This window comes from Streptomyces sp. NPDC002845 (assembly GCF_053591955.1).
Map to the genome: position 1 here is coordinate 1 of NZ_JBSFUU010000084.1, position 26,022 is coordinate 26,022.

The following is a 26,022-nucleotide window of genomic DNA, read 5'->3' on the forward strand; positions in this document are numbered from 1 at the left end:
ATGTCCGCCTCCGCTGCTGCCTCGATCTTCACAGCCGCCCCTTTCAGGCAGAGCCAACGCCTCGTGCAGCGACCGGACTTCCGCCGACCCCTGTGCCCCGGGCACTCTAATGGCGATGTCCCGCGCCCGGTACAGGATCAGCGCCGTATGCATGGCGTGTACGGCAGCGGCGGCCGGATCTCCCTCGACCGCAAGACACATGGCCTCATCGAGGCGGATCAAGGCCCGGTCGGTCAGGTCGTGGGCCGGGTACAGCTCCACCGCCTGGACGTGCTCCCCCACAGTTATGTTTTTCGCGCTCGCTCCGTCTCGCCGAGATGCGTCCACGCGTTACCGGCGTGGAAGTGGAGTTGGGATGCGCTGTACCCAAAGGCCGAGCCGATCCGCTCCGCCTCGGGGAGCCGGTCCAGCGCGGTCCCTGCGGCCTCCAGCGCTGCCCGGGCCTTCTCGCGCACCCCGAGCAGCGCGTACGCGCGGGCCTCCAGAGGAGCCGCCAGGGCCGGGCCGGCGCAAGGCAGGCCTCCGGCCAGGCTCTGGGCGCGGACAGCGAGGTCGACGGCTCCGTGCACATCGCCGCTGTAGTACTGCTGGTACACCTCGTGCGCGTAGATCCACGAGAGGGTGGCGCGGTCGTCAGCCGCCGCCGCTGCGGCCCGGCCGGTACGCCCTGTGCCCGGTCGTCGCCCAGCTTGAGCAGGGTAGGGCCATCAGCCCGGACATCCGTGCGGCCACAACATGAAGGCGTCTGCGGGCATGCGGGGGATGCCGTCGGACCAGGAGGATGCGCAGGTCCTGAAAGTCGTCGATGAGGTCGCCGAGGAGGTCAGCCTCAGGTCGGTGGCGGGTGGCACGTCCATGGCGGGCGACGGCGTAATCCCACTCGTCGAGGGTCGCGTCGGTCATCGGGCCGGCGGCCAGAGCCGCGTGCACGCCGCGCTGAAGGGCATCCGCCCGCTCCATCGGGCTGGCGCCGGGCCGGGCGTCGGCGGCCGTGATCAGTTCCCCGCCCGCACCGAGGGCCCGGTCCAAGGCCGCGGCGACCTCCGGGCTGGGGTGGTGCCTGCCGCGTTCTAAGACACTGACGTACGATTTGCCGATTTTCGCGAGCGCGGCGACGTCGCGCACAGAGCGGTCACCGCGCCAGCGCCTGAGGACTTCGCCAAATGGCTCCCTGTTCATCGTTCCCGTCCGCTCCCCGTGTCCAGCGTGTCCAGTAGCTACCGGACAGCACTGGGCAGGGATCGCTTGCCCCTGGCTGTCCGTCACCGCAACGCTACTCGTACGCGAACGCACTTTCCCTTCGTCTCCGGCGCGGACAACTCCCTTTTCCACTCGGGGACTTGCTCCCGCCGGGACGCAGCCCGCCCCTGAATTCCGTGCGTCGCCCCTGAACTCTAATCAGCCCTGATTTGGATTCAGGGGTGATCTTCGTAAATGGCCCTACGTTGTTGCGACATGACGAAGGGGCAACGCGACTCGTCCATGAGGGAGATACCACTGTGGTCCGGCTGTTGACGCCGCTGCCGTCCGCCCACAGCGTCCGGCCGCCTCTGTAGCCGGTCGCCGGGGCGGGGAGCTCGTCGTTCCCCGTAGCGGACAGCCTGCCCCGGCGGCCCTTCTCCCGCGCGCCTCCGTGCAACCGGCCTGTGCCCACGTCCCCGAGGTTTTGATGTCTGATACTCCACCTGCCACACGCTCCGAGCGCCGACGGCACGGCAAGTCGTGGGCGCGCAGGGTGAACACCTCCGAGGGGCTGCGCTCACGGCTGGGGCAGCTCGCCGTCCTCCCTCCGTGCGCCGTGCTGTTGCTGGTAGCCCTACCCGAATACCTCCTGCGGACCGAGCGCCCCTGGTCCGGAGCACGGTTGCTGGTGTGGACGGCTGTCGCCGCGGCATGCTCTGTGGTGCTGGTTGTGGCCTGGCGGATGTCCGGTACGACCGCCGATGCGGTGCACCGGCACCGAGTAGCCGATGTGGAGGCGGTGCAGCAGCAGCGGGCGGCTGACGTTCAGGCCCTGGAACAACAGCAGAAGGCTGAGCGCCTGGCTGTGTCCCAGTGGATCGCCCGTCTGCGGTCGGTGATGGCCGACGGCCTCAAAGAGGTCCAGGCGACGGTGGACCAGCTACAGCGTGGCGAGCAGCCCCAGGTGCGCGATCTGCCGTCGGAGCCCGTTGCCCCGCATCCGTTCGCCGCGCTGGAGCGTGGACTGCTCGAATTCGTGCACTGCGTGCAGATGGCTCTCACCGACAGCTCGGCCCGGCAGGAGAAGGCCGCCGTCCTCAGTATCGCCCGGCGCATCCTGACCTTGATCAACAATACGTTGAAGGAGTTCGACGCGCTGGAACGCGAGATGGAGGACCCCGAGGTCCTCAAACCGCTGTTCCGGCTGGACCACAAGGTCACCCGGCTGCGTCGCCTGGCGGAGAGCCTGACGGTGGCGGGCGGCGCACTTCCCCGGCGCTCCGGCAAAGCGACGCTGCTGTCCGACGTGATCAACCACGCGATCTCGGAGATCGAACAGTACGAGCGGGTCAGGCTGGTGTCCCCCGTGGACGGCATGGTCGACGGGCGGGCGGCGACCGGACTCGTCCATCTGCTGGCTGAACTCCTCGACAACGCCGCCAACTTCTCCGATCCGCAGACACAGGTGCTGGTGCGGGTCGAGAAGGCCGCCTCGGGAGTGGTCGTCCAGATCGACGACCGCGGAAAGCTCATGCCGCACGAGACCCTGGCCCAGCTGAACGGCCTGCTGTCCGAGCCGTCCCGGCACCGGGCCGGCGACTACCTGCGGGACGGACGCATCGGGATGTGGGTGGTGGCGGAGTACGCCCGCCGGCTCGGCCTCCACGTCAGGATCCAGAGCAACTTCTACGGCTCCAACCAGGCCGAAGTCCGCGTGCCGTTCGGCCTCTTCAGCACAAGGCCGGACCGGCAGGAACAGGCCGCGCGGCCTGACCTCCCATCCCTCGCACCGGTTCACGCCCCCGACCGGGGAGCGCCTGCGGCAGATACCCGCGCCGGCGGCCGTACGGGGATTCCGGCAGCACCCGGGCCGGTGGCGGCACGCAGCACAGCGCCCAACGTCGGCGGGTCAGCCGCCGCGGGCGGCGTTGCGCCTCTGCCCTCACGCCGCGCGACCGGCGAGCACCCCGCCCCGGGGCACGCCCCGAGCGGAGTGCCGGACAGCGCATCCGGCGACGACGCTCCGCTGCCGAAGCGCGACCCTTCACGCTCCTACCTGGCGCCGGGCCTGCAAGACAGGACCCGTGAATCCCGTGGAAATACGGAACCGTCCGCGCCTCCCAGCGCGGGCCTGATGTCCCGGGTCGCCGAGGGGCGGCGCCGCGCCGAGCAGGACCGCGTACCGGATTCCGCCCCCTCTTCCGAACCGACCAATCCCCCACACCCCTTGGAGGCCCCCCGTGACGACCACGACTCCGCGTGACCTGAACTGGCTGCTGACCAACTTCGTCGACAGGACGGACGGCGCGCTCAGCACGCTGGTGACCTCTCGCGACGGCATGCAGGTCACCAACCTCAACATCGACGGGGCCGGGACGGCTGACACGCTGAGCGCCATCGCCAGCGGACTGCACTCCCTGGCCGAAGGCGCTGCTCCTCTGCTGGGGGACGCCGGCGGCGTGCGCCAGGTCGTCGTGGAACTCGACCAGGGCCACCTGTTCGTCATGGCGGCCGGCGAGGGCACACTGCTGTCCGTCCTGGTCGATGCCGAAGCCGACGTCGCGCAGGTCTCCTACGAGATGACCCTGCTGGTCAAGCAGGTTCCTGGCTATCTGTACGTCGCGCCACGGTCCGAGCCCGCAGCGGCGGGCACGACGGTCCAGTGAGATGTCCGGTGACGACGCCCTGGTCGACGACGCTCTCGGGACGGTGCGGCCCTACGCGCTGGTCCACGGGCGGGTTACTCCCTCACAGGATCTCGGCAGGGCGTCCCTGGTCAAGGCCAAGATCGACCTGCCGTCGGAACCCTTGCAGTCGCACTATGCGCAGGCGTTCGAGCTCTGCCGGGCCGGTGCGGTCTCCGTCGCGGAGATCGCGGCAAGGCTCGGGCACCCCTTACAGATCGTCAAGATCTGGCTGGCTGACCTCATGGACGACGGCTATCTCACAAATGCGATGCCCGACAACTGCGGCGGAGCAGCCACCGACCCACAGGTATTGGAAGAAGTCCTTGCTGGGCTACAACGAATCTGAGCTGATGCTCTCGCTGAAGATCGTCGTGTCGGGCGGTTTCGGGGTCGGGAAGACGACCTTCGTCGGCGCGGTGAGCGAGATTCCGCCGCTGCGGACGGAGGAGACGCTCACCGAGGCCGGGATCGGCACCGACAACCTGGCGGGCATCGAGCAGAAGACGGCCACCACCGTGGCCATGGACTTCGGCCGCATCACGCTCCGCAGCGACGATCAGGTGCAGATGACCCATGAGGTGCAGCTGCTGCTGTTCGGCACGCCCGGCCAGGATCGCTTCTGGTTCATGTGGGACGACCTCTCGGAAGGCGCCGTCGGCGCGGTCGTCCTCGCCGATACCCGCCGGCTGGCGGACTGTTTCGCCGCCGTCGAGTACTTCGAGCGCGGCGGGCTGCCGTTCCTGGTCGCGCTCAACCAGTTCCCCGGGGCACGCCCCCGCACCGAACAGGAAGTACGGGACGCCCTGAGGGTGAGCCCCGAGGTTCCCGTCGTCCAGTGCGACGCGCGTGACGGAGCCTCTTCACGCCGCGTACTGACCGCTCTGGTCGCGCACGCGCGCGACCGTGCCCCACTCGTCCCCTCCGCCTAGCCCCATCCCTTCCCGCCGTTTCGCCGTTTTGCCTTTGGAGCCCACGATGCCCACCTTTGACGCCGTAACCGGCCGCCACGACCGGGTCCCCGAGGACCGTGAACTGGCCCAGCGCATCCCGCTGTTGCAGCGCAAGGGGCTGATCGAGGACCGTCCCGTTCCGCGGTTCGACGCTCTCGCGCAGACCGCCGGGATGGAGGCGGCCGACCTGGTTGGAAACCCGCACGGGTTCTTCGCCATGGTCAACCTGATGAAGGACGGCTACCAGTACTTCGCCGGTTTGTGGGTGCCCGAGGGCACCAGCGGCGGCGCGAGCCAGGCAGCCGCGGCCGCCACTCCGCAGGTGGACCGCGTCATGGACCGCACAAGCGGATGGTGCGTCCACACCGTGGACCGCCGCCTGGCCCTGCCGCTGAACAACGTCTTCGACTATCCGCGCTGGCTGAACAAAGCCATCCACCAGCTCGGCGCCAGCTCATACCTGGGCACCCCCCTGATCCACCAGCCCACCGACATCGCGCTGGGCACGCTCTGCCTCGTGGGCCAGGAGACGACGGACTGGGGCCGCCAGGGAGTCGCCCTCATCAAGCACGTCGCCGCCCAGGCTGTGGACTACATCGACGAACTGCCCGACAACACCCCGCCGCCCCTGCCGCCCCCGCTGCACTAGCGCGACCGCCCGCCGTACAGCAAAGCGCCCGCCAGACCAGAGGGAGGGGACGGACCGATGTCCACCACATACACGTACCTGACGGACGACCACCTGCGCCTGCGTGACCAGGCGCAGGAATTCGGCCACTCAGTGATCGCCCCCTACGTCCCGCGCATGGAAGCGGCGGGAACACACACCGACCGGGAACTGCCCCGCCTGATGGGCGCGCTGGGCTGGTGCGGCGTGATCATCGGCGCCGAGTACGACGGTATGGACCTGGACCACCTTTCCAAGACCATCCTGATCTCCGAGATCAGCTATTTCAGCGGCGCCGCCGGGGGCATCCTGCAAGCCTCCCTCATCCCCACCGCGGCAATCCTCTACCTGGGCAGCGAGGAACAGAAGCAGCTGTGGCTGCCGCAGATCGCCCAGGGACTGTGGACGACCATCGCGGTCACCGAGCCCGACAGCGGCAGCCACGTCCTGGGCATGGACGGCACGGCCCGCCGCAAGGGCAAACACTGGATCGTCAACGCGACCAAGTGCTTCATCGGCAACTCAGGCATAGCGGGCCTCCACGTCGTCGTCGTACGCACCGGCAGACCCGGCGATCCACGAAGTCTGTCGGCGTTCCTCGTCGAGGCCGACCGGGACGGGATCGAGGTGAGCCAGCCGGAGCTGGTCGGCATGCATGGTTTCACCTGCGGCAATGTGCGACTACGCGACGTCCGGGTGCCCGAGACCCACCTCCTTGGGGAGGTCGGCGATGGCCTCGCCGCCGCCTACACCGCCTCAGTCGTCTGCGGCCGTCCCAACCTTGCCGCGACCGCCCTCGGTCTCCACCACAGGGCCATGGACGAGACCACCGACTTCCTCCGCGGCCGCCACCGCAAGACCGGCAAACGCCACCGCCAGACGCAACCGCTCTCCGAACACCCCGTCGTCAAGTACCGCCTCGCGGACATGCAGTCCCGGCTGATGGCCGCTGAACGGCTGGCGTACGACGCCGTGCACCTGCTGGACCAGGGACGAGCGTGCGACGCGGAACTCGTCCAGGCCAAGCTGTACAACAACGTGGCGGCCGGCGAGTCCCTGCGGGACGCGAGCTCGCTCCACGGCGGCTACGCCGCCCGCACCGACCACCCCATCACGCGCCTGATGCGCGACATCCAGCTCGTCGGCGCACCGGCAGGCCCGGACGACATCCAGCGGCACCGGCTGACCGAGAAAGCGCTCGGAGCCGACCGCACCCAGTGGTCCGAAGACTTCATCCGCCGCACGAGGTCCGCCGAGGCACGCGCCGCCTGACCCCCACTGCTCCATCCCTCATCCCGCCCATGGCCGAAAGACCTTCATGATCAGCATGTACGTCCAGAACGAAACGCCTCACACCGAGGAACTGGCCGAGCAGATACACCAGTTACTCACGCAGGCGACCCCGTGGGTGGAGAAGGCCACCGGCCTGCTCCTGCCAACCGTCAGGGTCGAACTCGTCGGAGTAGAAGGACTGGCGACGGCGTACGCAGCCTTCGTCCGCCGCCAGGTCGAGCGCGACACCGAGGGCCTGGACCTCACCGAGCGAGAGCGGAAGAAGGCGGCCGCCCTGCCGCTCACCGCCCGCGGGTCGGCCCGCACGATGTGGATGGTCGAGGAATCCGTCCTCATCGCGACCGGCGTCGGCCAGCCGTCGGCGCTGATCGTCCCCGAAGCCCTGGAACACCTGGGGCTGACCGGTGCCCCCGATCTCCTGTGCGACGCATTGGTCCGCGCGCTCGCCCGGCAGGCCCAGGTCGCCGCCTGCGGCGGCACCCTCATACCGGCCCCGGAATGGCCTGTAGTCCGGCCCGCCAAGGATGCCATCACCCAGCTCAGCGACGGCCATGCGCAGTGGACGAGCGACCAGGCGACCCCGCAGATACTCGGCAGACCCGTCGACTGCACCCAGCGCCGGCGGCCCAGGACTTTCCTGGTGCGCCGCGCGGTCCTGCGTATCGCAGACCCGGGAGCGGGCAGGCGGCGGGCCCGCGCTGCCGCCCTTGTCGACAAGGCCGTGAACGCCGTCGGCCTGGACGCCTTCAACCAGGTGTGGAGCGCCTCCGGCCTGGCCCCCACCCTTGGCGAACTCCGATGTCCTGAGGACTGGATCAGCCGCCTGCCCGGCTGACCTCGCGTCCGGCCTCAGCCGTGCGGCGGCCCAGTAAGCGGTGCGCCGCCGTCGACACAGACCCCGTCCTCGTTGTCCGCCGACGGCGGCGGACAACAAGGACGGACCCAACGCCGGCGTAGAGGGCAGTGTGTCCCCCTGGCTCCCCCAGAGGTACGAGCTCTCCGCGCCGGTCTCACCAGTACCTTCTCGCACACCGAACGGCTCCTCCGTGACTCCCCTAGCCCCAACCCTCGTACGGCCGACCGCCCCAGTCAGCCCGCTCCGTGCCGACGTAACCGCACCTGGCTGGGACATCCCCACCCTGACCGGCCACGATCCGGGCCAGGAGGCGTACACGCTGCTGGGCTCGGCCTGGCGGAGCTCCACCGCCCGTCTCATAGCCACCGGGGGCGACTTCGACGCGGTCCGGGTAGCGCAGCCGTACGCCGCCCCGGCCTTGGAGTATCTGCGACGGCGCGGTGCCCGCCGCGGCGCCGTGCCCGCTGAACGAGACGTCTGGACCTTCTTCGTCCCGCCGCTCTCCGACGATCTCCCCTGGCCGCCCTGGGTCACGTACCTCAGCGGGCCCACGGTGTGGATTCCACCGCGCGCTGCCCGCGACGACGGCCTCAGCCTGCGGTGGATCACTCGCGGCGATCCGGCCGGACAGCTCCTGACGGCGCCCTTCGTGCTGTGCCCCATCCTCACCGCTCTCGCACCCCCGAGCCCCGATCCGGCCTGTGACCGGACAACACTTCCGGAGGAAACCCCGTGAAAGACAAGATCGACACGTCCGTCCCCCACTCGGCACGGATCTGGAACTACTGGATGGGCGGCAAGGACAACTACCCCGTCGACCAGCAAGCGGGCGACGCCTATATCGAGACCGCCCCCCAGGTCGTGACCATGGCCCGCGAATCCCGCAAGTACCTGATCCGTGCGGTCACTCACCTCACCGGCGAACTCGGCGTCCGCCAGTTCCTCGACATCGGCACCGGCCTGCCGACGTACGACAACACTCACGAGGTCGCCCAGAAGATCGCCCCGGACGCCAAGATCGTCTACGTCGACAACGACCCGATCGTCTTGGCCCATGCCAACGCCCTGCTCTACAGCAAGCCCCCGGGTGTCACCGCCTACATCGACGCCGACCTGCACGACCCGGAGGAGATCCTGCGCCGCGCCGCAGTCACCCTGGACTTCAACCAGCCCGTCGCCCTGATGCTCATGGGCATCCTCGGCCACATCGAGGACTACGACGAGGCGAAGTCGATCGTCCGGCGGCTCCAGGCCGCCCTGCCGTCGGACAGCTACTTCGTGCACTACGACGGTATCGACACCGACGCCGACCTCAAGGACGCGCAACAGGGTTACGACGACACCGGCGCCGTCCCGTACGTCCTGCGCAGTCCCGAGCAGCTCGCCGCCTACTACGAGGGGCTCGAACTGCTGAAGCCAGGGTTCGTCTCGTGCCCCCTGTGGCGCCCTGACCCAGGCGTCTCCCCCGAGCCGACGTACATCTACGGAGGCGTCGCCCTCAAGTCGTAGTGCGCTGTTCCTGCTGCTCGCCGCACTGGCCTCCAAGGGCGGCCCCGGCGACACCATGCAGCAGGAGGCACGACGCCCGTCGTGCAGCACGCGCCGTCCGTCGCCTCGCACGGCGAGAACTGTTGAACGCTCACTCCTCACGACACAGTCCTAGGAAGACATGTATTCGCTTCTTGCCCGCGAACGCTCCGGCCACAGCCAGCTGCCCATATCCGGGCAGCCACCCACCTCTTGGGGAGCGGCACACGGGTACGCCGCCGTGCTGTCCTTGTACGCCTTCGTAGGCGGACCTCACCTCGCGGGGTCTGTCACGGCGGGATGGCTGTATCACCGCTACCGGCGGGTGATCCCGCTCGCCCTCGCCCACGCCTCCTACAACACGCTCAACAGCTTGTTCGGCGTGCCGCTCCTACCGGTGCTCGCCCTCACACTCGCGGCAGCCGTCTGGGCCTGGCGCGAGACGCGGACTGGTGACGAGGCACACGCATGAGCAGCGACATCGCACCGGACCGTCGGCGAACGACCCGGGAACTGAGCGTCAGAGAAGCCGTGCTGAACATAGCGCTTGGTCTGCACGCGGATGGCGTGTGGGACCGGACCTCGATGGAGCGGATCGCGTCCGCCGCAGGCGTGTCACGGCAAACCCTCTACAACACCTTCGGTGACCGGAAGGGCATCGCCCAGGCTCTGCTCTGGCGGGAGACCGACCGGCTGCTGGACGGAGTGGACCTGTGCTGGCGCCGAGCCCGCGGGCGGGGCGCGGAACCCAGAGACTGCCTCGTGGCCGCGATGAGCTGGATACTCGCAGCGAGTCATGATCACCCCTTGCTCCACGACGTGCTCACCGGCCATGGCCACCAGGCAGCAGACCTGAGTCTCCTCTCGCCACGGCACGCCCCGGCAGATCAGCGGGTCGACCTCGGCCGAGGACTGGCTGCGGTTGTGGGCGCCGTCGCGGAACGTTGTCGCCGCCTGGATGCCGCCGAGCCCGGCGGACACCCCGACCGGCTCCGGGGTGTCGAGGCCGTCGTCCGCATGACGGTCTCCTACCTACTCCTGTCCACGGCAACCATCCAGGCTCGTCGGGAGATCGCCCACACCGCTCGGAGCCTGCTGCCCGACAGCCGGTCTCCCGCCCGCGCACCTGGCAGCGGCACCGCGACGACGCTGGAGAGATCGAGGAGCGAGCCGTCGACACCTGGACGCCCGTCAGCCCGCCCGACGCGGACCGTTGACGCTCGCCCTCAGCTGGCCACCGCGCCGTCCTCGCACCGTCCTTCTCCACCCCAGCAGGCCCGGAGGTTCGCATGATGCCAAAGTCCAGTGACCGTATCCGTCTCCTGAACTGGAACTTTGAGCGCAATGGCGGCCCCGGTCCGGAGCCCGGGGTGCTTCCCGAACTGTGTCGCGAGGCGTACGAATTCCTGGCCCAGCTGGAAGCGGACTGGATCGGCATGCCGGAGCTCCCGCACGTCCAGACCGGGCCCGACGCTTCTCCGGAAGAGGTGGCCGCCGCCAGACATCGGCTTGGTGCCTCCGAAGACATCCTGGTGGGCATGCGCGGCTTCCTCGGGGGGATGGGCGAGGGCAACAACCCGACCGGGCTCTTCGTACGCGAAAGCAGCTTCACCATCGGGCCCCAGCGCCACCACCGCACCGGGTTCCACACGCCACCCACCCACGTCCCCCTGTACCTGGACGAAGTGCCCGATGTCCCGATCCACACGGCCTGCTTCCACAACGCGTACTGCTCGCCGCCCGACCGGCGGCGTGAAGCGTTCAAGCTGACGCGTCTGGTGGACAAGGTCAAGGCCCACAGCACCGCCCCGTGGGCGGCATGCTGGCTGCTCGGCGATGCCAACGAGATGCCCAGCCCTCACGGCGAGCTGGTCCCGGCCATCGACTGGTCCTCCCTCGAGATCACGGATGATGTCCATCGGCTGCACCGTGCCGAGCAGCTGCCGGACGGCTCCTGGCGCAGTTACACGGACTTCGACGACATCATGCTGGGGGCCGGCATGCACGATGCCGCCCGCTGGGCGGCCCACCACGGACAGCTTCACGCCATGGCTGCCACGGCGGGCCGTGCTCGCCCGGAGCAGGGCGGCCCCGTCCGTCTCGACCGCGGGCTCTTGGACCGCTTCAGCATCCAAGGCGTGGTGTACGTCTGCGTCGTCGACATGTCCGGGCTCAGCGATCACGACCTCGTCGTGATCGACCTGTCGCGCCGCAAGCTCGTCGAAGCCCTCCTGCGGCAGACCGTCCAGCCTCTGGCGAAGTGGAGCGACCAGCCGCTGCTGCCAATGCCGGCCCTTCTGTCTCGCCAGCAGTTCGTCGAGATGGGGCCCGAGCAGCCGCTTCTGGTGCCGGCGCGCAGCTCGCCGTCAGTGCGCTCGCCCGCCGCCCGCACCACTCCCTCGGTGATCTGGCCGCCGGGTGGGCGCGCACTCAGCACAGCGCACACATCCGCCGAACCGTCCCCGAATACCAGGAGGTGGCTGTGACCGCAGCCCTCGACATCCGTTATCAGGACCTGCCCCCCGGCGCCGCCGACCTCTATCGGTTCCTGGGCGGCGGTCTGTTCGTGCTGGACTTCGACGCCGCGCTGGCCGCCGCCGTCTCGGGCCTGTCCCGGGCGGCCGCGTGTGACGCGCTTCAGGTGCTGCACTCGGCACGCATGATCGAAGCTGCCGGGGCCGCCCCGGTCCGAGGCACCGTCTACCGATTCCACGACGCCGCCCGCACACACGCCGCCGAATACTTCGCTCAGGAAGCGGCAGCCGACCAGGGTGAGGTGCTACGCCGCGCCCTGGACTACTTCCTGGACACCGCTACCAGGGCCGAACGCCGCCTTACTCCCACCCATCGCCCGCTCGGCCGGGACCACCACGAGCCCGCGGAACCGGTCGAGTTCGACGACGACGCCGAGGCCCTCGCATGGCTGGAGTCCCAGCAAGGCAACCTGCGCGCGGGAATCATCGCGGCGGCCGACGCCGGGCTCGACGCATCGGTGTGGCAGCTCACCCACGCTCTGTGGCCGCTCCTGCGCGCCCACCACGACTACACCCTGTGGGACGAGACCCACGCGCTCGCGCTCGGCGCGGCCCGCCGCTGCCAGGACACCGCCGCCGAACTGGAGATCCTCGGCACCTGGGCCGTGGGCCTGCGTGGCGCCCGCCGCTACGACGACGCCGCAGAAGTCTTCGACCAGGTGCTCCGCCTCGCCCGTAAGTCCGCCGACGGCCGCGCCGAAGCCCAGGCCCTCCACGAGATCGGCGCCACCCACCTCGCGGCCGCACGCCCCGAGGAAGCCGAACCCTTCCTCCTCCAAGCACGCGCACGCCGCTTCCTGCTCGCCCGCCTGGCCGCCGCCGACAGCGACACACGAAACGCGGTCACGTATCGACGCGCCGTGGCCGTCACCGACGTGTGCCTCGGCCAGGTTCAACTCCTCCTCGCAAGACCCTCCGAAGCGGTCGCAACGTTCTCCTCCGCCCGCGCCACCCTGCTCACCGTCAAGGACCCCATCGACGCGGCGCGAGCGCTGGCCCGGCTCGGCCGCGCCCACACACTCAACGGTGACCCCGCACAGGGCGAGCGATGCGGGCGGCGGGCCATCACCGAGTTCGACGGCTCAGGGACACCGCGCTGGCAGGCCCACAGCCGCGAACTCCTCGCCCAGACCCTCCAGGACACCGGCCGCCGCGACGAAGCCGGCGCCCTCTACCAGGAAGCCGAACGTATCTACACCCCCATCAGCCCGCCCGACGCGGACCGCGTACGGCAGCAGCTCGACGGCCTGTCCGCACACACCACCACCGGGGAAGACGGCCATGACGGCGGGTAACGACACGATCTGCCGCGGTCAGGCCCTCGCCCGTCACGGGGCGACGGCCCTCTCCCCGCCTTCCCCGGACAAAACCCACTCACTGAAAGGGATCTACATGTCACGTCCGTTCGCACTGAGGCTGCTCTCCCCTCGTGCCGTTGCCTCCCCGCCGCCCAGGACCGCGGGACAGCGGTTCGACCCGGTCCGCCAGATCACCGTCGGAGCCAACGGGGTACCCGCACCGTTCGGTGCCGGCACCTCGCCGACCATGAACGGCCCCTTGTCGCCAGGCGACGCCGAGGGCAACACACCCCTGCTCTGACCTCTGGTGCCGGTGGGGGCTCCAGCACCGGAGCCCCCACCGGCAGAACTCCCACGGAGAACATGCCCATGCCCATACACACGCCTGCCGCCGGCCCGGTCGGCATCGTCACCGAGCAGACGGACCCGACAGCCGACCGCATCATCATCGAACTGGACAAGCGCGACATCCCCGTTGTCCGCTTCGATCTCGCGGACTTCCCCACCGGTCTTGGCCTGGATGCCGTTGTCAAGGCAGGCACGGTGACCGGATCTCTCACAGCGCCAGGCGGCCGTCGGCTGCGCCTGGACACCATCCGATCAATCCTCTGGTGGCATCCAGGGCGCCCCGAGATCAGAGCATGCCTGCCCGAACCGGAGCACGGGTGGGCGCAGAAGGAGGCCACAGCCGGTCTCGTCGGCGTCCTGGCCGCTCTGGACTGCCTCCACATCAACGCTCCGGACCGAGGCCAACCGGCTCAGAACAAGGTCATGGCCTTACGCGCGGCGGCCGACTGCGGACTCAGTGAGCGGTGTGCATCGTGAAGTTGCTGGTCACGGGTCTGGTGTGTGCGGACATCGGGATGCTCGGGCTGGTCGCGGGCGGATGGCTTCGGCGTAGATCATCGGTCACCGGGAGATTTCGCGGTTTGTGAGGACCAGCAGGGCCCTGACCAGGGCGGTCGCCCACTTCGGGTCGGTGCGGACCTTGCCGAGCACGCGCCAGTTCTTGAGGTGGGCGAGCCCGTGCTCGACCGGGGCCCGGACGGCCGCCAGCGCCTCGTTGGACAGCTTCTGCGCCCGCGTCAGGGGCCGGTTCCGGGCGGTCTTGTAGCCCGTGATCACCGCAGGGTCGGCGTCGGGATCGCTGTCGTCGAGTCCGACGAATCCCAGGTCGGCGATGGCGCCGAGGCCGGCCGCCCGTAGTTTGGCGGTGAGCTGGTCATGCCGGCAGGCGGTGATCTCCGAGGTCCGTCCGGGCCGGGTGGCCGAGACCCAGAGGAGTCGGCCCTTGTCGTCGGTGAGTGCGATCACAAGCAGGCCATGGCATTTGTGTTTGCCTGAGTAGTTCTTCCGGTTCTTCCTTCCGGTGCGCCTGCGGGTGCGGATCAGCGTGCCGTCCAGCAGTACGACTCCGCCGCCCGTTCGGGCGATCTTCTTCAGAGCCCGGTCAAGGCGCGGGGCGCGAGCGGCCAGCGGGGTACCGACGTAATTCGCTGACCTGGGGCGCCACATGATCGTCCGCGAGTTCGTTCCGGACTTTACCTGGCTTACATCGTGTCAAGACTGGATGAACCGGACATCGCCCACGGTCGTCGTGAGCTGCGTATACCCGGCGTTCATGCTGGTCAACGAATTACGTCGGCACCCCCCAGCAGGCCGACGGCTTCTTGAACCCACCGGGTCACCGTGGTGCGGTGTATCCCGTTGCCGCCGGCCAGGTCGCCCGGCCGCTGGTCACACTGTCGGCCGCAGCGTTGTCGGGTTCAGACTGTGCCGCCCGCGATACCGCTACGAAGTGTCCGAACGTACTCCTTCCGGAATGCCCGCAAGCACCATGGAAATAAAGGCGGATGTACTGTAATGTGCACGTCACTCAAGGTGCTCGAGCAAGTCCGGGCGATCTACGGTAGTGCCTGCCCGAGTGCGGGAATGCGCTGCCCGCCAGGCACGGAGCTGCTCACACCACAGGCCATGCCTGACGCAAATCCGCCGGTGGCTATGCCTCTTCACACTTCGCCGAGGCGGACGAAAGGTGAGCAATGCGTTCGACAACCCCGCTATCAGGGCTGGCTGTGTCAAGATTTTCTGGATCTCCTTCCGCGGTGTTCCGCGTCGCGCTGATCCTCTTCCTGGCGGTTGGTTTCTTAGCGGTCGTGCCACAGACTCCGGCTCACGCGGTGGTGGGCAACCACCGCATGCTCACCTGGAACATGCAGGGCGCGACCGGCAGTAACGAAAGCAAATGGCAACACTCGATCAGGAGACTGGTCACGGGCGGTAAGTACGGCGCTGATCCGCATGACGTACTGGCCCTCCAGGAGGCCGGAGCCGTACCAAGCACGGCCATGCACGCGGATAGCTACGTGCAGGAGTTCAACGGGGAGAGGTACGTCGTCGAGGAGTACCTGTGGAACCTGGGGGCCGAAAGCGGTCGTTACGCCTACATCTATCACATGCTGACGGACCCGAACGGGAATCGCGTGAACATGGCGATGGTGACCACCACGCAGGCCCGCGATGTCTGGGTAATCCCGCCGCAGACCATGAACACCAACGACAGCCGGGGCAGACCGTCGTTCGGGGTGAGGCTCGACGACAACACCGTGGCCTTCACCGTGCACGCATCCTCGAACGGCCCCAACGTCAGTAACGACGCGGACCACATCGTTTCCCACATAGCCAACCGATTTGCGGACTACCAGTGGGCGATCCTGGGAGACTTCAACCGGGATCCGGCCCAGCTGTCCCTCCCTCCGGATGTCCATAGATACACGTTGGGGGCGGCTACTCACCGGGACGGCAGGGAAATCGACTTCATGGTCGCCAACGAGGTCGTGGCGGGCTGGGCAGGTCACCGGGCAGGCGGCGGGATCGTGTCCGACCACATCCCCATCGAGTTCCGGATGGGCGGAGCGGCCAGCGGACTGGACTTGAGCAACAACCGCATCGGAATACTTCCGGACAACGGCACCGCTTTTGTGAAGGAAGGCACGCTCCGCTCTTCCGACTGGGTCACACAATTCCAAGACGCGAAGCAGGTGGTTCTCAGCGGTGACCGTGTCGGGGTGGTCACGAACGATGGCACCGCCTACGTGAAGGAAGGCGGCCTCGGCGGTGCCGGCGACTGGGTCAAGCAAGTCGGCAATGTCCGGAATCTGGTTCTCGACGGTGACCGCATCGGGGTACTCACGAACGACAGCAAGGCTTATGTGAAGGAAGGCTCAGCCAACTCTGCTGGCTGGGGAAGGCAATACACCGGCGCGAAGCAGGTGGTTCTCAGCGGTGACCGTGTCGGGGTGGTCACGAACGATGGCACCGCCTATATGATGGAAGGCGGGCTCAACGCCGACTGGGAATGGCAATATGACGATGTCCGGGAACTGGAGCTCGACGGTGACCGCATCGGGGTACTCACGAACGACAGCACTGCTTATATGAGGCAAGACTGGCCCTACCCTACTGACTGGGAATGGCAATCTGACGATGTCCGGGAACTGGAGCTCGACGGTGACCGCATCGGGGTACTCACGAACAGCAGCTATGCTTATGTGAGGGAAGGCGAACCCGACTCTGCTTACTGGAAATATCAATATAGCCCTGTCCAGGAATTGGAGCTCGACGGTAACCGCATCGGGGTACTCACGAACGATGGCATCGTTTATGTGAAGGAAGCCAGCGAGCTCGGCAGTTCCGGCGGCTGGGTCCAACAAAGCGGCGACGTGAAGCAGTTGGTTCTCGACGGCAATCGCATCGGGGTGGTTACGAACGATGGCACCGCCTATGTGAAGGAAGGCGGGCTCGGTGCCCGCTGGACAAAGCAATACACCGGCGTGAAGCAGTTGGCTCTCGACGGCAACCGCATCGGGGTGCTCACGAACGATGGCACCGCTTATGTGAAAGCAGGCGGACTCGGCGCCCGCTGGGTCGAACAACACGACAACGTCCGGGAACTGGTGCTTTCCGGTAACCGCATCGGGGTAGTCACGAACGATCGCACCGCTTTCGTGAAGGAAGGCGGGCTCTCCTCTACTGACTGGAGAAGGCAATTCACCGGCGTGGAGCAGTTGGTTCTCGACGGAAATCGCATCGGTGTGGTCACGAACAATACCACCGATGGGATGGTCACGAACTATCGCACTGCTTATGTGAAGGCAGGTGGACTCTCCGCCGCCTGGTTCGAACAACACAGCAGCGTCCGGGAACTGGTGCTTTCCGGTAACCGCATCGGGGTAGTTACGAACGATCGCACCGCTTTCGTGAAGGAAGGCGCGATCGACTCTTATATCTGGAGATATGAATATACCCCCGTAGAGCAGTTGGTGCTCTCCGGCAAGCGCATCGGGGTGGTCTCTCAGGGCGTGCCTCAGGTGGGAGAAGACCTTGGCACCGCCTTGGTCAGACAATACGACAGTGTCCAGGAACTGGCGCTTTCCGGCAATCGCATCGGCATCCTTACGAATGGTATCGCCTATGTGAAGGCAGGCGGACTTTCCGCCGAATGGACAAGGCAGTACCACAGTTGGTCGTCCTGACGGTGGATGCTGATGGCGAGGTTGCGCAGGGATGCCATCGCGCGGGGCAGCCGGCCGGTGCGGACCTTGGAGTCGTCCTTGCGGAAGGTGCGGTCGCGGACGTGGTGGAGGAGATTCTCGATGCGTCAAGCAGGATGCGCCTCTGTGTCGTTGCCAGTTGTCTCGGCGAAGCGCGAATGAAGGGACTCTGTCGGGAATCTTGAGGACGGCAGTTAACGATCGCGACGTTGCGTCAGGCTCGTTGGAACGTCCCGCCCTCGTTCCCCAGGAGCCCGATGTGTCCCTCCAACCTCACTCCGGAGCCGAGATCCCGCCGCTGACCGCCCGGGTTGCCCGCGCGGCCAACCCCAAGGGCACCACCGCGATGTGGATCCGCGACCGCCTCGATGGCCTCTGGCGTGACAAGGACTTCACCGCCTGGTACCCGCGTGACGGCCGCCCTGGGCTCTCACCCGCCCAGCTCGCCACCGTCTGCGTGCTGCAGTACGCGATGAACCTCTCCGACCGCCAGGCCGCCGAGGCGGTGCGCTGCCGAATCGACTTCAAGTACGCCCTCGGACTGGACCTGGACGATCCCGGCTTCCACCACAGCGTCCTGTCCGACTTCCGCGACCGGCTCGCCGAAGGCGACCGCGCCGACCGGCTACTGGGCCTCGCACTCACCCGCATCCGACGGGCCGGCCTGCTCAAGGGGCGCGTCACGCAGCGCACCGACTCCACCCACGTCCTGTCCGCCGCACGGGAGTTGACCCGCCTGGAGCTGGCGTGCGAGGCGGTCCGCGCCGTGCTGGAAGAGGTGGCCCGCGACGCGCCAGAGGTGCTGGATGAGCTGGTCACCGCCGAATGGGCCCAACGCTACGGCCGGCCGGTTCGCCTGTGCTCCCAGCCCAGCCACCCCGTCGCCCGCCTGGAGCAGGTGGGCAACGACGCCCGCGAACTGCTGCAACGCCTTGACGCCCGGTTCCCCGGCGGCGCTCCGGCGCAGGCGAAGGTGCTCCGAACGATCCTGGTGCAGCACTTCCTGGTGGATGCCAAGGGGGCGGTTCAGGCCGCGCACGAAGCGCGACGGCCGGCCGCCCTCCCGGATTCAGATCGAGTCGCCGTATGAGACCGAGGCGCGCTGGACGCGCCGCGGCGACACCCGCTGGACCGGCTACCTCGTGCACGTGACCGAGACCTGCGACGACAAGCGGATCAACGTCATCACCGACGTGGCCACCGCCGTCTCCAGCGCGGACAGCCAGGCGCTGCCCGGCATCCACGCCCGCCTCAGGCGGCTGCGCCTGCTGCCGGACCGGCACCTGGTCGACGGCGGCTACACCTCCGTTGCCGGCATGGACGCCGCCGCCCGCCTGCACCGCGTCACTCTGATCGGGCCGCTTCCGCCCAGCACCACCCCGCAGCACCGGGCCAACGACGGATTCGGCCGGGAGAACTTCATCATCGACTTCGACCAGCGCGAGGTAACCTGCCCCAACGGGCAGGTCAGCGGCAACTGGCAGGACCTGCCGGTGGCCGAGCCGACCAAGGTCACAGTCCGGTTCGACGCCCGCCAGTGCGGCCGCTGCCCCGAGCGGGCCAAGTGCACTCCAGGCCCGTTTCGCAGCCTGTACTTTCCCACCCGCCGCCTGCACGAACTCCAAACCAGGAACCGCGCCGACCAGCAGGATGCGGACTGGCGCCGACTCTACGGGCGACGCTCGGGGGCCGAGGGCACCATCGAGGAGTTCGCGGACGGCCACCGCGGACGCCGGTGCCGCTATCGCGGCCTGGCCAAGACGCACGTCCAGCACGTCCTGACCGCACTCGCGATCAACGTCGAGCGGCTGAGCCTTCAAGAACCCGCCGACGGCTCGTACCGGCCCCGCCCTCCCACAGCATTCCAGCAGTACCTCGACGCACGCGACTTACCCCGGCCGCTGTGGTGGCGCCAAGGGAAGTGACGCCCGTCCTCAAGATTCCCGACAGAGTCGCTCAGTGTTCCGCCTTTCTGGGTCGGCAACAGCGTGAGTGGGGCGCAATCGTTCGCCTCCTCCGCGGCCGTCGTGTGCAAGAGCTTGGTGACGCCGTTCATCGAGTACGCCGACGGCACCGTGGCGAACCTCTACACCACCCCCGTGACCTATCCCCAACTGGACGAGTCGATCGCGTTGACGGCCCATGTACTGCAACACGCCATCGACAAGCGGGGCGAGGTACGCCTCACGGTGATCGGCCAGCAAATGTTTGGTGCCCTGATCACCGCGCACAGCGAGGCATCCCGCCACGACTTCCGCGCCGACTACGCCGCTCTCTCCTACACGCCCATCGATGTCCCTCCGCACATCAGGGACGGAGTGCTCCGGCTCAAGGCACGCCTCGGGCTCATGTACGTCGCGTGCGGCATCCTCATCGATCACCAGGACCGCTGGCTGCTGGTCGACATCAATCAAGCCGGCCAGTACGGATGGATCGAAGACAAGTTGCCGCAGTTCCAGATTTCCGCGGCAATCGCCGAGCTGCTGGCCAATCCCCGCCCCTCCAGACGCGCCCGACCCAAGTGACGCCCAGACAGGTCTTCGGGATACGCCCCCGCAGGCAGCCTGAGCACCCTCCCGTACGTGCGAGTACGCCGTTTCCCACCAGCACCCCATCCGCCGACAGGATCATCAGTGACCCCCCAGTTCACCATCCTCGACGATACCCGCCGCCACCCCGAACTCGCCGCGAGGCTCTTCGACATCCTGCACGCGGCCGCCCCGATGGCGGAGGAAATCACCGGTCTCTCCCTCCCGCCGCGCGTCCGCTTCCGTCTCCTTGCTCCGAAGAAATGGCGACGCGCGCAGATGCGGGCCAGGCAGCGCATCCTGACCCGGGACATCGCCGACCTGGAGTTGACACCCGACCAGTTCGACCCCGTCCGCGTCGCACTCAAGGCAACCGGCGTCAGCGACAGGCTGATCCTGCCTCTGATGCTCGCGACGAGCATGGAGGCCGACGACGGGCAGTACGAGACCATCATGAATCTCCTGGCCCTGCGTCACGCCGGGATTCTCACTCACGAACCGTCCCTCCACCAGGTGAGCGCCCACGAACTAATCCACCACGCCCAGTTCGCGGCAACCGGTGGCACCGTGTGGCGAACCCTCTTCCCCCAGCTGCGGGGCATCGACTCCGGCAGCGTCACCACCTGGCGCGAAGGGCACGCCGACTGGGCAGACCGTCAGATCACCACCCGCTTGTTCGGCGCACCGGTCCAGCACCGCACCGACGCCCCGAAATCATGGCGCTACCTGCTCCACAACCGCCTCCCCGGCATCCGCCGCCTCGGACCCAGCCCTGAGACGTACGAGCAGGGCTCCCGCTTCTTCTCCCACGTCATCGCCGAAAGCGGAATCGACCTGACCAACCGTGCCTGGAAGGACACAGAACTCCTGCCCACCACAGACGAGTTCGCCAACCCGGATGCCTGGATCTGCCGGGTCACAGGGGTGAATTCGGCGGGAACAGCCTCATGAACTGCGGTAAGTCGCCCGCAGTTCCAGATTTTCGCGACGTCGGACCGCAAAGGCACCGTTCTGAGGCTGTAGCGCAAACGCCCGTGCCGAGCCGCCTCCGCGCTGCGCCTCGGCCGACACACGCAGCACACACAGCCGAACCTCGCACGATCACCAACAAGGAACAGCCGTGCACGAACCGCGCTACCGCCCTTGGGGCACCGTGACCCCCGAGTACTGGGCCACCGGTGACGGCATCCCCGACTACCAGGAGGTGGCTATGCCCCCAGCCCTTGATGCCCGTTACCAGAACCTACCCCCCGCCGCCGCCTACGTGTACCGGCGCCTCGGCGGCCAGCGCCAGCCGCTGCTGCCGCTCATTCAGATGAGGTAACAACACCCCGAATCTCAGGGCAAGTTGGTCACGAACCTCGCTCGGTATGCGCATACCACACCAACGACAGGAAGACCGTGAAGCAACGTGTTGATTCTTTACGGGCCCTAAACCGTTTCGGATCAATAGGCCCGAAAGGCGGCTCAGGCAGGACAGTGCTGATCGTATAACTTCACCTGGCCGTCGATCTGTTGGGGAGCAATCGACTCCTGAAGCGTTGCTACGCGATCAGGGCCAGCGATTCGGAGCGCGCACGTGCAAGCAGGGTGGCGGGATGCCCGCCCGTGGCGTCACCGGACCAGAGCAGCAACGACAGTCGTGGGAGACTCCGCACGTGAGTTCTACGTCGCCTCGAAAGACGGTTCAGCTGTGCTCTGAGCCGAATTGCTCGCAGCCGGCCGCGTACCGGACCCGTTCACGCCAATCCTGGTGCGACGACCACATCACGGCGATGCTGCGTGCTGGCGGTCTGGAACTCCTGGAGCCGTTCACCAAGCCGACTGCGTGGCGTCTGACGCGCTGCCTGGCGTGTGGGGTCGAGGCGCATTACCGGTTCGAGTACACCCTCGAGAAGAACGCGCTCGGGGAAGCGACGTGCCGGGCCTGCTACTGGCGACAGTGGGCGGAGGAGGACCGGCGCCTCAAGGGGGCGTACGCGAACTTGATACCGGTGCCGACAGCGGAGGCGCGCGAGCACGCCGAGAAGAACGGCTACGACTACCTCGGGCCGCTCACGGAACCATCACTGTCTGAGGACCCGCACCACGTGCGATGCCGGTACTGCGAACGACTGAGTGCCGAGCGACTGGGCGACATCGGGTTCGGGTGCAGGTGCCAGACCAACCCCAGGCGCGACCGGCAGACCTCCACCACAGCCGCGGCGAGGCACAGTGACGGTGTAGGCGTACTCGATCCACACCGACTCGCCGGGGTAGAGCGGGAAGCGGCCCTGGTCGTTGTCGAACAACAGCCATACCTCCTTGAAGGCGTCCCGGTCGTGCTTGGCCTGCCAGCGCATCGCCTCGCCCCGGCAGGTCGCGGTGAGCTGCCCCTCTCCGGACAGCTCCAGGACACCGGCGTCCTTGAACTGCTCACCGGCCGACTCACCGCAGCGCTGAGATCAGCCCTCTGGCGTTGCCTGCTTGGGACCGTTGCTGGTGTGGCGCTTGTCGCGGGCGTAGATGACGGTCGTCTTTCCGCCGCCGGGAGTGCGGCGGTCCATTTCGAACAGAGTGGTGGCGGCCAGGAGGTCACTGAGCTTGGTGTAACCGTAGGTGCGGGAGTCGAAGTCGGAGCGCTGCTTGGTGATGATGTGGCCGACGTTCGCGAGGTGGGCCCAGCCGTCGTCGTCGGAGGCTGCTTCAACCGCGTGGCGAAGCAGGTTGACCAGCGTCGTGTCGCCCTTCAGCTTGACCGCTGTGGCCCGCGCGGCCGGCTTTGCCTCAGCCGGGGCGGTGGCGCTCTTGAGGTTCTCGATATAGATGAACTTGTCGCACGCCGCGACGAACGGCTTGGGTGTCTTGCGTTCGCCGAATCCGTACACCGTCAGGCCGGACTCGCGGAGGCGGGCCGCGAGGCGGGTGAAGTCGCTGTCGCTGGAGACGATACAGAACCCGTCAAAGCGCTCGGCGTACAGCAGGTCCATGGCGTCGATGACCATTGCGGAGTCGGTGGCGTTCTTGCCGGTGGTGTAGGCGAACTGCTGGATCGGCTGGATTGACTGGGCGAGCAGTTGGTCCTTCCAGCCCTTCAGCCGCGTGCCGGTCCAGTCGCCGTAGGCACGCTTGACGTGGGCGGTCCCATACTTGGCGACCTCCGCCAGCAGCTCTTCCAGGGCCGCGGGCTTGGCGTTGTCGGCGTCGATCAGTACCGCCAGTTTCGCAGTGTTCTCCACGGCACTCGACCGTAGCGCAGACGACTTCGCAGTCGAGGGGGAGTCACCGAGTCCAAGCCCAGCCGAGCCGACCGCCCTGCGGAGTAGGGAAGGGACTAACGGGGGCGGTCTGGGAAGACTACGGAGGGGCGGAAGCCCGCACCGCGGCTGCTCCAGGGCCTTCACGAAGAGAATGCCGGACGGGCGCTGAAGTGGTCCGTCACAGGGAAGGACAGCACTGCACGGGCAAGCTGCGGCTGAGGGACTCACCCCGGCCGCTCAATCGACGTTCTTGTCCTGGGGGTAACGGTGGCCGGATCCACGGGCCCGGACTCGGCACTCAAGAGAGCCCGACTCGCGCGGAATCTGACGCTGGAGCAGGCCGCAGCCCAGCTGAACCGAATGACTGGCGGGTCAACCGATGCAAGCGCGCTCAGCGCCTGGGAGTCGGGGCGAAAGCGGACAGGGATCGGGAATCGGCGTGCCTTGAGCCAGTTCTACCGGGAGCGGCCTGAAGTGCTCTTCGCGCACCAGGACGGCCGGGACTCAGCGAGCGTCTTGGAGGCCATGGGCACCGACGTGGTGGTGCGGGTCCTGACCCGCTACACCGATCTCATCGAGGCGATGGTCGAGGTCGTCTCCGAGGCACGTGAGTTCCTTGTGGTCACGGGATCACGCAGCCGTGAGAAGGCGTACTTGGCGTCGATCGAGACGACGGTGGCGCAGCAGCCCGATCTGGTCCACTACCGCGTGCTCTACGGGCCGCCCCGGCATCTGGCGTTGTCCGAGCACTTGGTGCGGCTGCTGGAGCTGCGGGATCCGGGTGAGCGCCGCAACGGGGTTAAGACCCTCCACTTGGGGATTGTCGAGCCGCTCGCCGCGATGGAACGTCACTTCGTCGCCTCGGAGTCGGCGGCGGTGGTGCCCCTGCCAAGTTTTCACGGCGCCGAGGGTTTTGACTGCGGAGTTCTCATGGGCCGGGAGGCCGCGCTGGGACTGGTGCAGCATGGGCGGGAGGCGTGCGCGTCGGCACGGCCGGTGGAGACCGTGGAGGCCGTGCGCGCGCTGCCGGTTCGGCATGGCGGAACGTCAGGGCAGGGAGAAGCGTGAGGAAAGACTTGGTGGCACTCGCCACCCAGCGGTCGGCATCGGTGATCGAGCTGGCACAGGAGCTGATCCGGCGGCCCAGCCGCGGGGGGATCGACGACTACACACTGGTGCTGACAGTTCTGGAGGACTGGCTGTCCGGCCGGGCTCTGCCGCACCGGCGTCTGCACGACGACGCGGGCCAGCTCGTGGGCCTGCTCGTCGAGATCGCCGGCGGCAGACCAGGCCCGTGGTGGACTCTCGACGCGTGCATGGACACGGCCTCCTTCGGGGACGAGAGCGCCTGGTCGTTCCCACCCACGTCCGGCGACGTCCGAGACGGATGGCTCTTGGGGCGGGGCAGTGCCGATTCCAAGCTCGCGGCCTCCGCCTTCTGCCACATCGCCGCTGACGTGCACGCCCGCGCCGGCACGCTGAGCGGGGGCCTGGCCGTCCTCCTCGATGTCGACGAGCACACCGGAGGGTTCGGTGGGGCCCGCGCCTACCTGGCCGACCCGGACGCGGTCCGCCCGGCCGGCGTGATGATCGGCTACCCGGGGATGGACGAAGTCGTCGTCGGAGGCCGCGGCCTGTGGCGGGCCACGATCACGGTGTACGCGCCCTCGGGACACTCCGGCTCCAGCCGCAGCGTCATCAACGCCGTATCCCGCGCTGCCCGCCTGGTCCAGCTCCTCGACACCGCCGACCTGCCTGGCCCGCCCCAGCCAGGTGCCGACTTCTTGTTGCCGCCGAAGCTCTCGGTCACCGCCATCCACGGCGGGCAGGGCTTCTCCGTGTCGGCGGACCGCTGCGACCTGAACGTCGATGTCCGCACGACCCCGGCCTTCGACGCGAGCGACGCCGAGACTCTGGTCCGCAAGGCCGCCGCCGAACTCGACGCCGAGATTCCCGGCCCCGCACCGACCCGGATCGAAACGATCGCGTGCTGGCCGCCGTTCCAACTGGCGCAGGATGAACAGCCCGCAGCCGCGCTGATCAGCGCCGCCAGGTCACTGGGGATCTCGGTACGGGCGAAGACCGCAGGGCCCAGCAACATCGGCAACCTACTGGCGGGCGAGGACGGAATCCCGGCGACCGCCGGATTCGGGGTGCCGTACGAGGGACTGCACGGCATCGACGAACGCGCCCACCTCGCCGAGCTCCCACAGGTGTACGCGGTCTACCACCAAGCCGTCCTCGACCTGCTGGGCACCTTCTGACCTGCCCACATCCCAACTACGAACCAAGTTTCTCCCACCTGGGAAACCAACAAGTCTCCAACTCCCGCTCTGTCGCGGCGGGTTGCCGAGCGCTGTCATGGAGGAGCCGAAGAGGCCGTACGGGCGCGACACAGCCCCGTACGGCCGGCCGGCTCAAGACCTGACCCCACGCCTCGTGGAGAAAGCGCCAGGTCATCGGCACCACCGCAATGAGCAATACCCCTACCAGTAGGAGGACTTGCCATGAACACCAGCACGATGGGATCGCGGGCGAAGACCACGCCGCAGGCCGACTCGGTCAACCTCGACCTGAACGTCAGGATCGTCACCGCCGGGCCCGTGGCGGCGGCGCTGCTGAGCAGCACCGACGACGGCTGCGACACCGACAAGAACGGCGACTGCTGACCTGATCACCGGGGGTGTCTGCGGCGGGAGTTCGCGCCG

29 protein-coding genes and 1 pseudogene are annotated in these 26,022 nt (G+C 67.8%); 24 read left to right on the top strand and 6 right to left on the bottom strand.

What is annotated here, in order from left to right; translation table 11 throughout:
* The 3 genes and pseudogenes from ACWD3C_RS39290 to ACWD3C_RS39300 form a co-directional block, all read right to left on the bottom strand.
* A pseudogene (locus ACWD3C_RS39290) lies at positions 1-282 on the bottom strand (helix-turn-helix domain-containing protein); the annotation flags it as partial.
* 2 nt (positions 283-284) lie between these two features.
* Positions 285-596, bottom strand: a complete 312-nt coding sequence (locus ACWD3C_RS39295; protein ID WP_451151900.1) for a hypothetical protein — start codon at positions 594-596, stop codon at positions 285-287.
* 37 nt (positions 597-633) lie between these two features.
* On the bottom strand, positions 634-1,179 hold the full coding sequence (locus ACWD3C_RS39300; protein ID WP_451151902.1) for a helix-turn-helix domain-containing protein: 546 nt from the start codon (positions 1,177-1,179) through the stop codon (positions 634-636).
* A 490-nt stretch (positions 1,180-1,669) separates the two neighbouring features.
* On the opposite strand from ACWD3C_RS39300, the gene ACWD3C_RS39305 reads away from it, so the two are divergent.
* From ACWD3C_RS39305 to ACWD3C_RS39375, 15 genes are all read left to right on the top strand, one after another.
* The gene (locus ACWD3C_RS39305) at positions 1,670-3,445 is read left to right on the top strand and encodes an ATP-binding protein (RefSeq protein ID WP_451151904.1); all 1,776 of its coding nucleotides are present in this window, start codon (positions 1,670-1,672) and stop codon (positions 3,443-3,445) included.
* Complete coding sequence (locus ACWD3C_RS39310) at positions 3,423-3,848, top strand: roadblock/LC7 domain-containing protein (RefSeq protein ID WP_451151906.1); 426 nt, start codon at positions 3,423-3,425, stop codon at positions 3,846-3,848. Before ACWD3C_RS39305 ends, ACWD3C_RS39310 begins: the two co-directional genes overlap by 23 nt.
* 1 nt (position 3,849) lies before the next feature.
* Positions 3,850-4,215, top strand: a complete 366-nt coding sequence (locus tag ACWD3C_RS39315; protein ID WP_451151908.1) for a DUF742 domain-containing protein — start codon at positions 3,850-3,852, stop codon at positions 4,213-4,215.
* A 4-nt stretch (positions 4,216-4,219) separates the two neighbouring features.
* On the top strand, positions 4,220-4,798 hold the full coding sequence (locus tag ACWD3C_RS39320) for a GTP-binding protein (protein WP_451151910.1): 579 nt from the start codon (positions 4,220-4,222) through the stop codon (positions 4,796-4,798).
* 46 nt (positions 4,799-4,844) lie between these two features.
* Positions 4,845-5,468, top strand: a complete 624-nt coding sequence (locus ACWD3C_RS39325) for a GAF domain-containing protein (RefSeq protein WP_451151912.1) — start codon at positions 4,845-4,847, stop codon at positions 5,466-5,468.
* Positions 5,469-5,525: 57 nt separating this feature from the next.
* Positions 5,526-6,758: an acyl-CoA dehydrogenase family protein gene (locus ACWD3C_RS39330; protein WP_451151914.1), complete on the top strand. Its 1,233-nt coding sequence runs from the start codon at positions 5,526-5,528 to the stop codon at positions 6,756-6,758.
* A gap of 55 nt (positions 6,759-6,813) precedes the next feature.
* Positions 6,814-7,614: a zinc-dependent metalloprotease gene (locus ACWD3C_RS39335; protein ID WP_451151916.1), complete on the top strand. Its 801-nt coding sequence runs from the start codon at positions 6,814-6,816 to the stop codon at positions 7,612-7,614.
* Between the two features lie 211 nt (positions 7,615-7,825).
* Entirely contained in the window at positions 7,826-8,371 is a 546-nt protein-coding gene (locus tag ACWD3C_RS39340; protein ID WP_451151918.1) for a hypothetical protein, read from the top strand.
* Positions 8,368-9,144 (top strand): SAM-dependent methyltransferase, encoded by a 777-nt coding sequence (locus tag ACWD3C_RS39345; RefSeq protein ID WP_451151920.1) that lies wholly within the window; start codon positions 8,368-8,370, stop codon positions 9,142-9,144. The genes ACWD3C_RS39340 and ACWD3C_RS39345 overlap by 4 nt, the downstream gene beginning before the upstream one ends.
* 160 nt (positions 9,145-9,304) lie before the next feature.
* On the top strand, positions 9,305-9,634 hold the full coding sequence (locus ACWD3C_RS39350) for a hypothetical protein (RefSeq protein ID WP_451151922.1): 330 nt from the start codon (positions 9,305-9,307) through the stop codon (positions 9,632-9,634).
* Positions 9,631-10,455 carry a TetR/AcrR family transcriptional regulator gene (locus ACWD3C_RS39355; protein ID WP_451151924.1) on the top strand — a complete coding sequence of 275 codons (825 nt, stop codon included), beginning with the start codon at positions 9,631-9,633 and terminating at the stop codon, positions 10,453-10,455. The genes ACWD3C_RS39350 and ACWD3C_RS39355 overlap by 4 nt, the downstream gene beginning before the upstream one ends.
* Positions 10,452-11,648, top strand: coding sequence for an endonuclease/exonuclease/phosphatase family protein (locus ACWD3C_RS39360; RefSeq protein WP_451151926.1), 1,197 nt, complete (start codon positions 10,452-10,454; stop codon positions 11,646-11,648). Before ACWD3C_RS39355 ends, ACWD3C_RS39360 begins: the two co-directional genes overlap by 4 nt.
* Entirely contained in the window at positions 11,645-12,991 is a 1,347-nt protein-coding gene (locus ACWD3C_RS39365; RefSeq protein WP_451151928.1) for a tetratricopeptide repeat protein, read from the top strand. The genes ACWD3C_RS39360 and ACWD3C_RS39365 overlap by 4 nt, the downstream gene beginning before the upstream one ends.
* A 97-nt stretch (positions 12,992-13,088) precedes the next feature.
* Positions 13,089-13,295: a putative ATP-grasp-modified RiPP gene (gene tgmA / locus ACWD3C_RS39370; protein ID WP_451151930.1), complete on the top strand. Its 207-nt coding sequence runs from the start codon at positions 13,089-13,091 to the stop codon at positions 13,293-13,295.
* Between the two features lie 68 nt (positions 13,296-13,363).
* A complete protein-coding gene (locus ACWD3C_RS39375) occupies positions 13,364-13,819 on the top strand; it encodes a hypothetical protein (RefSeq protein ID WP_451151932.1) in 456 nt (151 codons plus the stop codon).
* 84 nt (positions 13,820-13,903) lie between these two features.
* On the opposite strand, the gene ACWD3C_RS39380 is transcribed toward ACWD3C_RS39375, so the two are convergent.
* Entirely contained in the window at positions 13,904-14,509 is a 606-nt protein-coding gene (locus ACWD3C_RS39380; RefSeq protein ID WP_451151934.1) for a transposase family protein, read from the bottom strand.
* Between the two features lie 590 nt (positions 14,510-15,099).
* On the opposite strand from ACWD3C_RS39380, the gene ACWD3C_RS39385 reads away from it, so the two are divergent.
* From ACWD3C_RS39385 to ACWD3C_RS39410, 6 genes are all read left to right on the top strand, one after another.
* Positions 15,100-17,529 carry a hypothetical protein gene (locus ACWD3C_RS39385; protein ID WP_451151936.1) on the top strand — a complete coding sequence of 810 codons (2,430 nt, stop codon included), beginning with the start codon at positions 15,100-15,102 and terminating at the stop codon, positions 17,527-17,529.
* A gap of 277 nt (positions 17,530-17,806) precedes the next feature.
* Entirely contained in the window at positions 17,807-18,637 is an 831-nt protein-coding gene (locus tag ACWD3C_RS39390; protein ID WP_451151938.1) for a transposase, read from the top strand.
* 58 nt (positions 18,638-18,695) lie between these two features.
* Positions 18,696-19,472, top strand: coding sequence for a transposase (locus ACWD3C_RS39395; RefSeq protein ID WP_451151940.1), 777 nt, complete (start codon positions 18,696-18,698; stop codon positions 19,470-19,472).
* Between the two features lie 117 nt (positions 19,473-19,589).
* Positions 19,590-20,072, top strand: a complete 483-nt coding sequence (locus tag ACWD3C_RS39400; RefSeq protein WP_451151942.1) for a hypothetical protein — start codon at positions 19,590-19,592, stop codon at positions 20,070-20,072.
* Between the two features lie 108 nt (positions 20,073-20,180).
* Complete coding sequence (locus tag ACWD3C_RS39405; protein WP_451151944.1) at positions 20,181-21,026, top strand: zinc-dependent metalloprotease; 846 nt, start codon at positions 20,181-20,183, stop codon at positions 21,024-21,026.
* 169 nt (positions 21,027-21,195) lie between these two features.
* Positions 21,196-21,399, top strand: coding sequence for a hypothetical protein (locus tag ACWD3C_RS39410; protein ID WP_451151984.1), 204 nt, complete (start codon positions 21,196-21,198; stop codon positions 21,397-21,399).
* 742 nt (positions 21,400-22,141) lie between these two features.
* Here ACWD3C_RS39410 and ACWD3C_RS39415 read toward each other — a convergent pair.
* A complete protein-coding gene (locus tag ACWD3C_RS39415) occupies positions 22,142-22,417 on the bottom strand; it encodes a hypothetical protein (protein WP_451151946.1) in 276 nt (91 codons plus the stop codon).
* A 102-nt stretch (positions 22,418-22,519) separates the two neighbouring features.
* Entirely contained in the window at positions 22,520-23,293 is a 774-nt protein-coding gene (locus ACWD3C_RS39420; RefSeq protein WP_451151948.1) for an NYN domain-containing protein, read from the bottom strand.
* Between the two features lie 465 nt (positions 23,294-23,758).
* On the opposite strand from ACWD3C_RS39420, the gene ACWD3C_RS39425 reads away from it, so the two are divergent.
* The 3 genes from ACWD3C_RS39425 to fxlA all read left to right on the top strand — a co-directional run bounded on the left by ACWD3C_RS39425 (position 23,759) and on the right by fxlA (position 25,983).
* Positions 23,759-24,382, top strand: a complete 624-nt coding sequence (locus ACWD3C_RS39425) for an XRE family transcriptional regulator (RefSeq protein WP_451151950.1) — start codon at positions 23,759-23,761, stop codon at positions 24,380-24,382.
* A gap of 11 nt (positions 24,383-24,393) precedes the next feature.
* The gene (locus ACWD3C_RS39430) at positions 24,394-25,578 is read left to right on the top strand and encodes a M20 family metallopeptidase (protein ID WP_451151952.1); all 1,185 of its coding nucleotides are present in this window, start codon (positions 24,394-24,396) and stop codon (positions 25,576-25,578) included.
* A 243-nt stretch (positions 25,579-25,821) separates the two neighbouring features.
* Complete coding sequence (fxlA, locus tag ACWD3C_RS39435; RefSeq protein WP_451151954.1) at positions 25,822-25,983, top strand: FxLD family lanthipeptide; 162 nt, start codon at positions 25,822-25,824, stop codon at positions 25,981-25,983.
* Positions 25,984-26,022 lie beyond the last annotated feature (39 nt).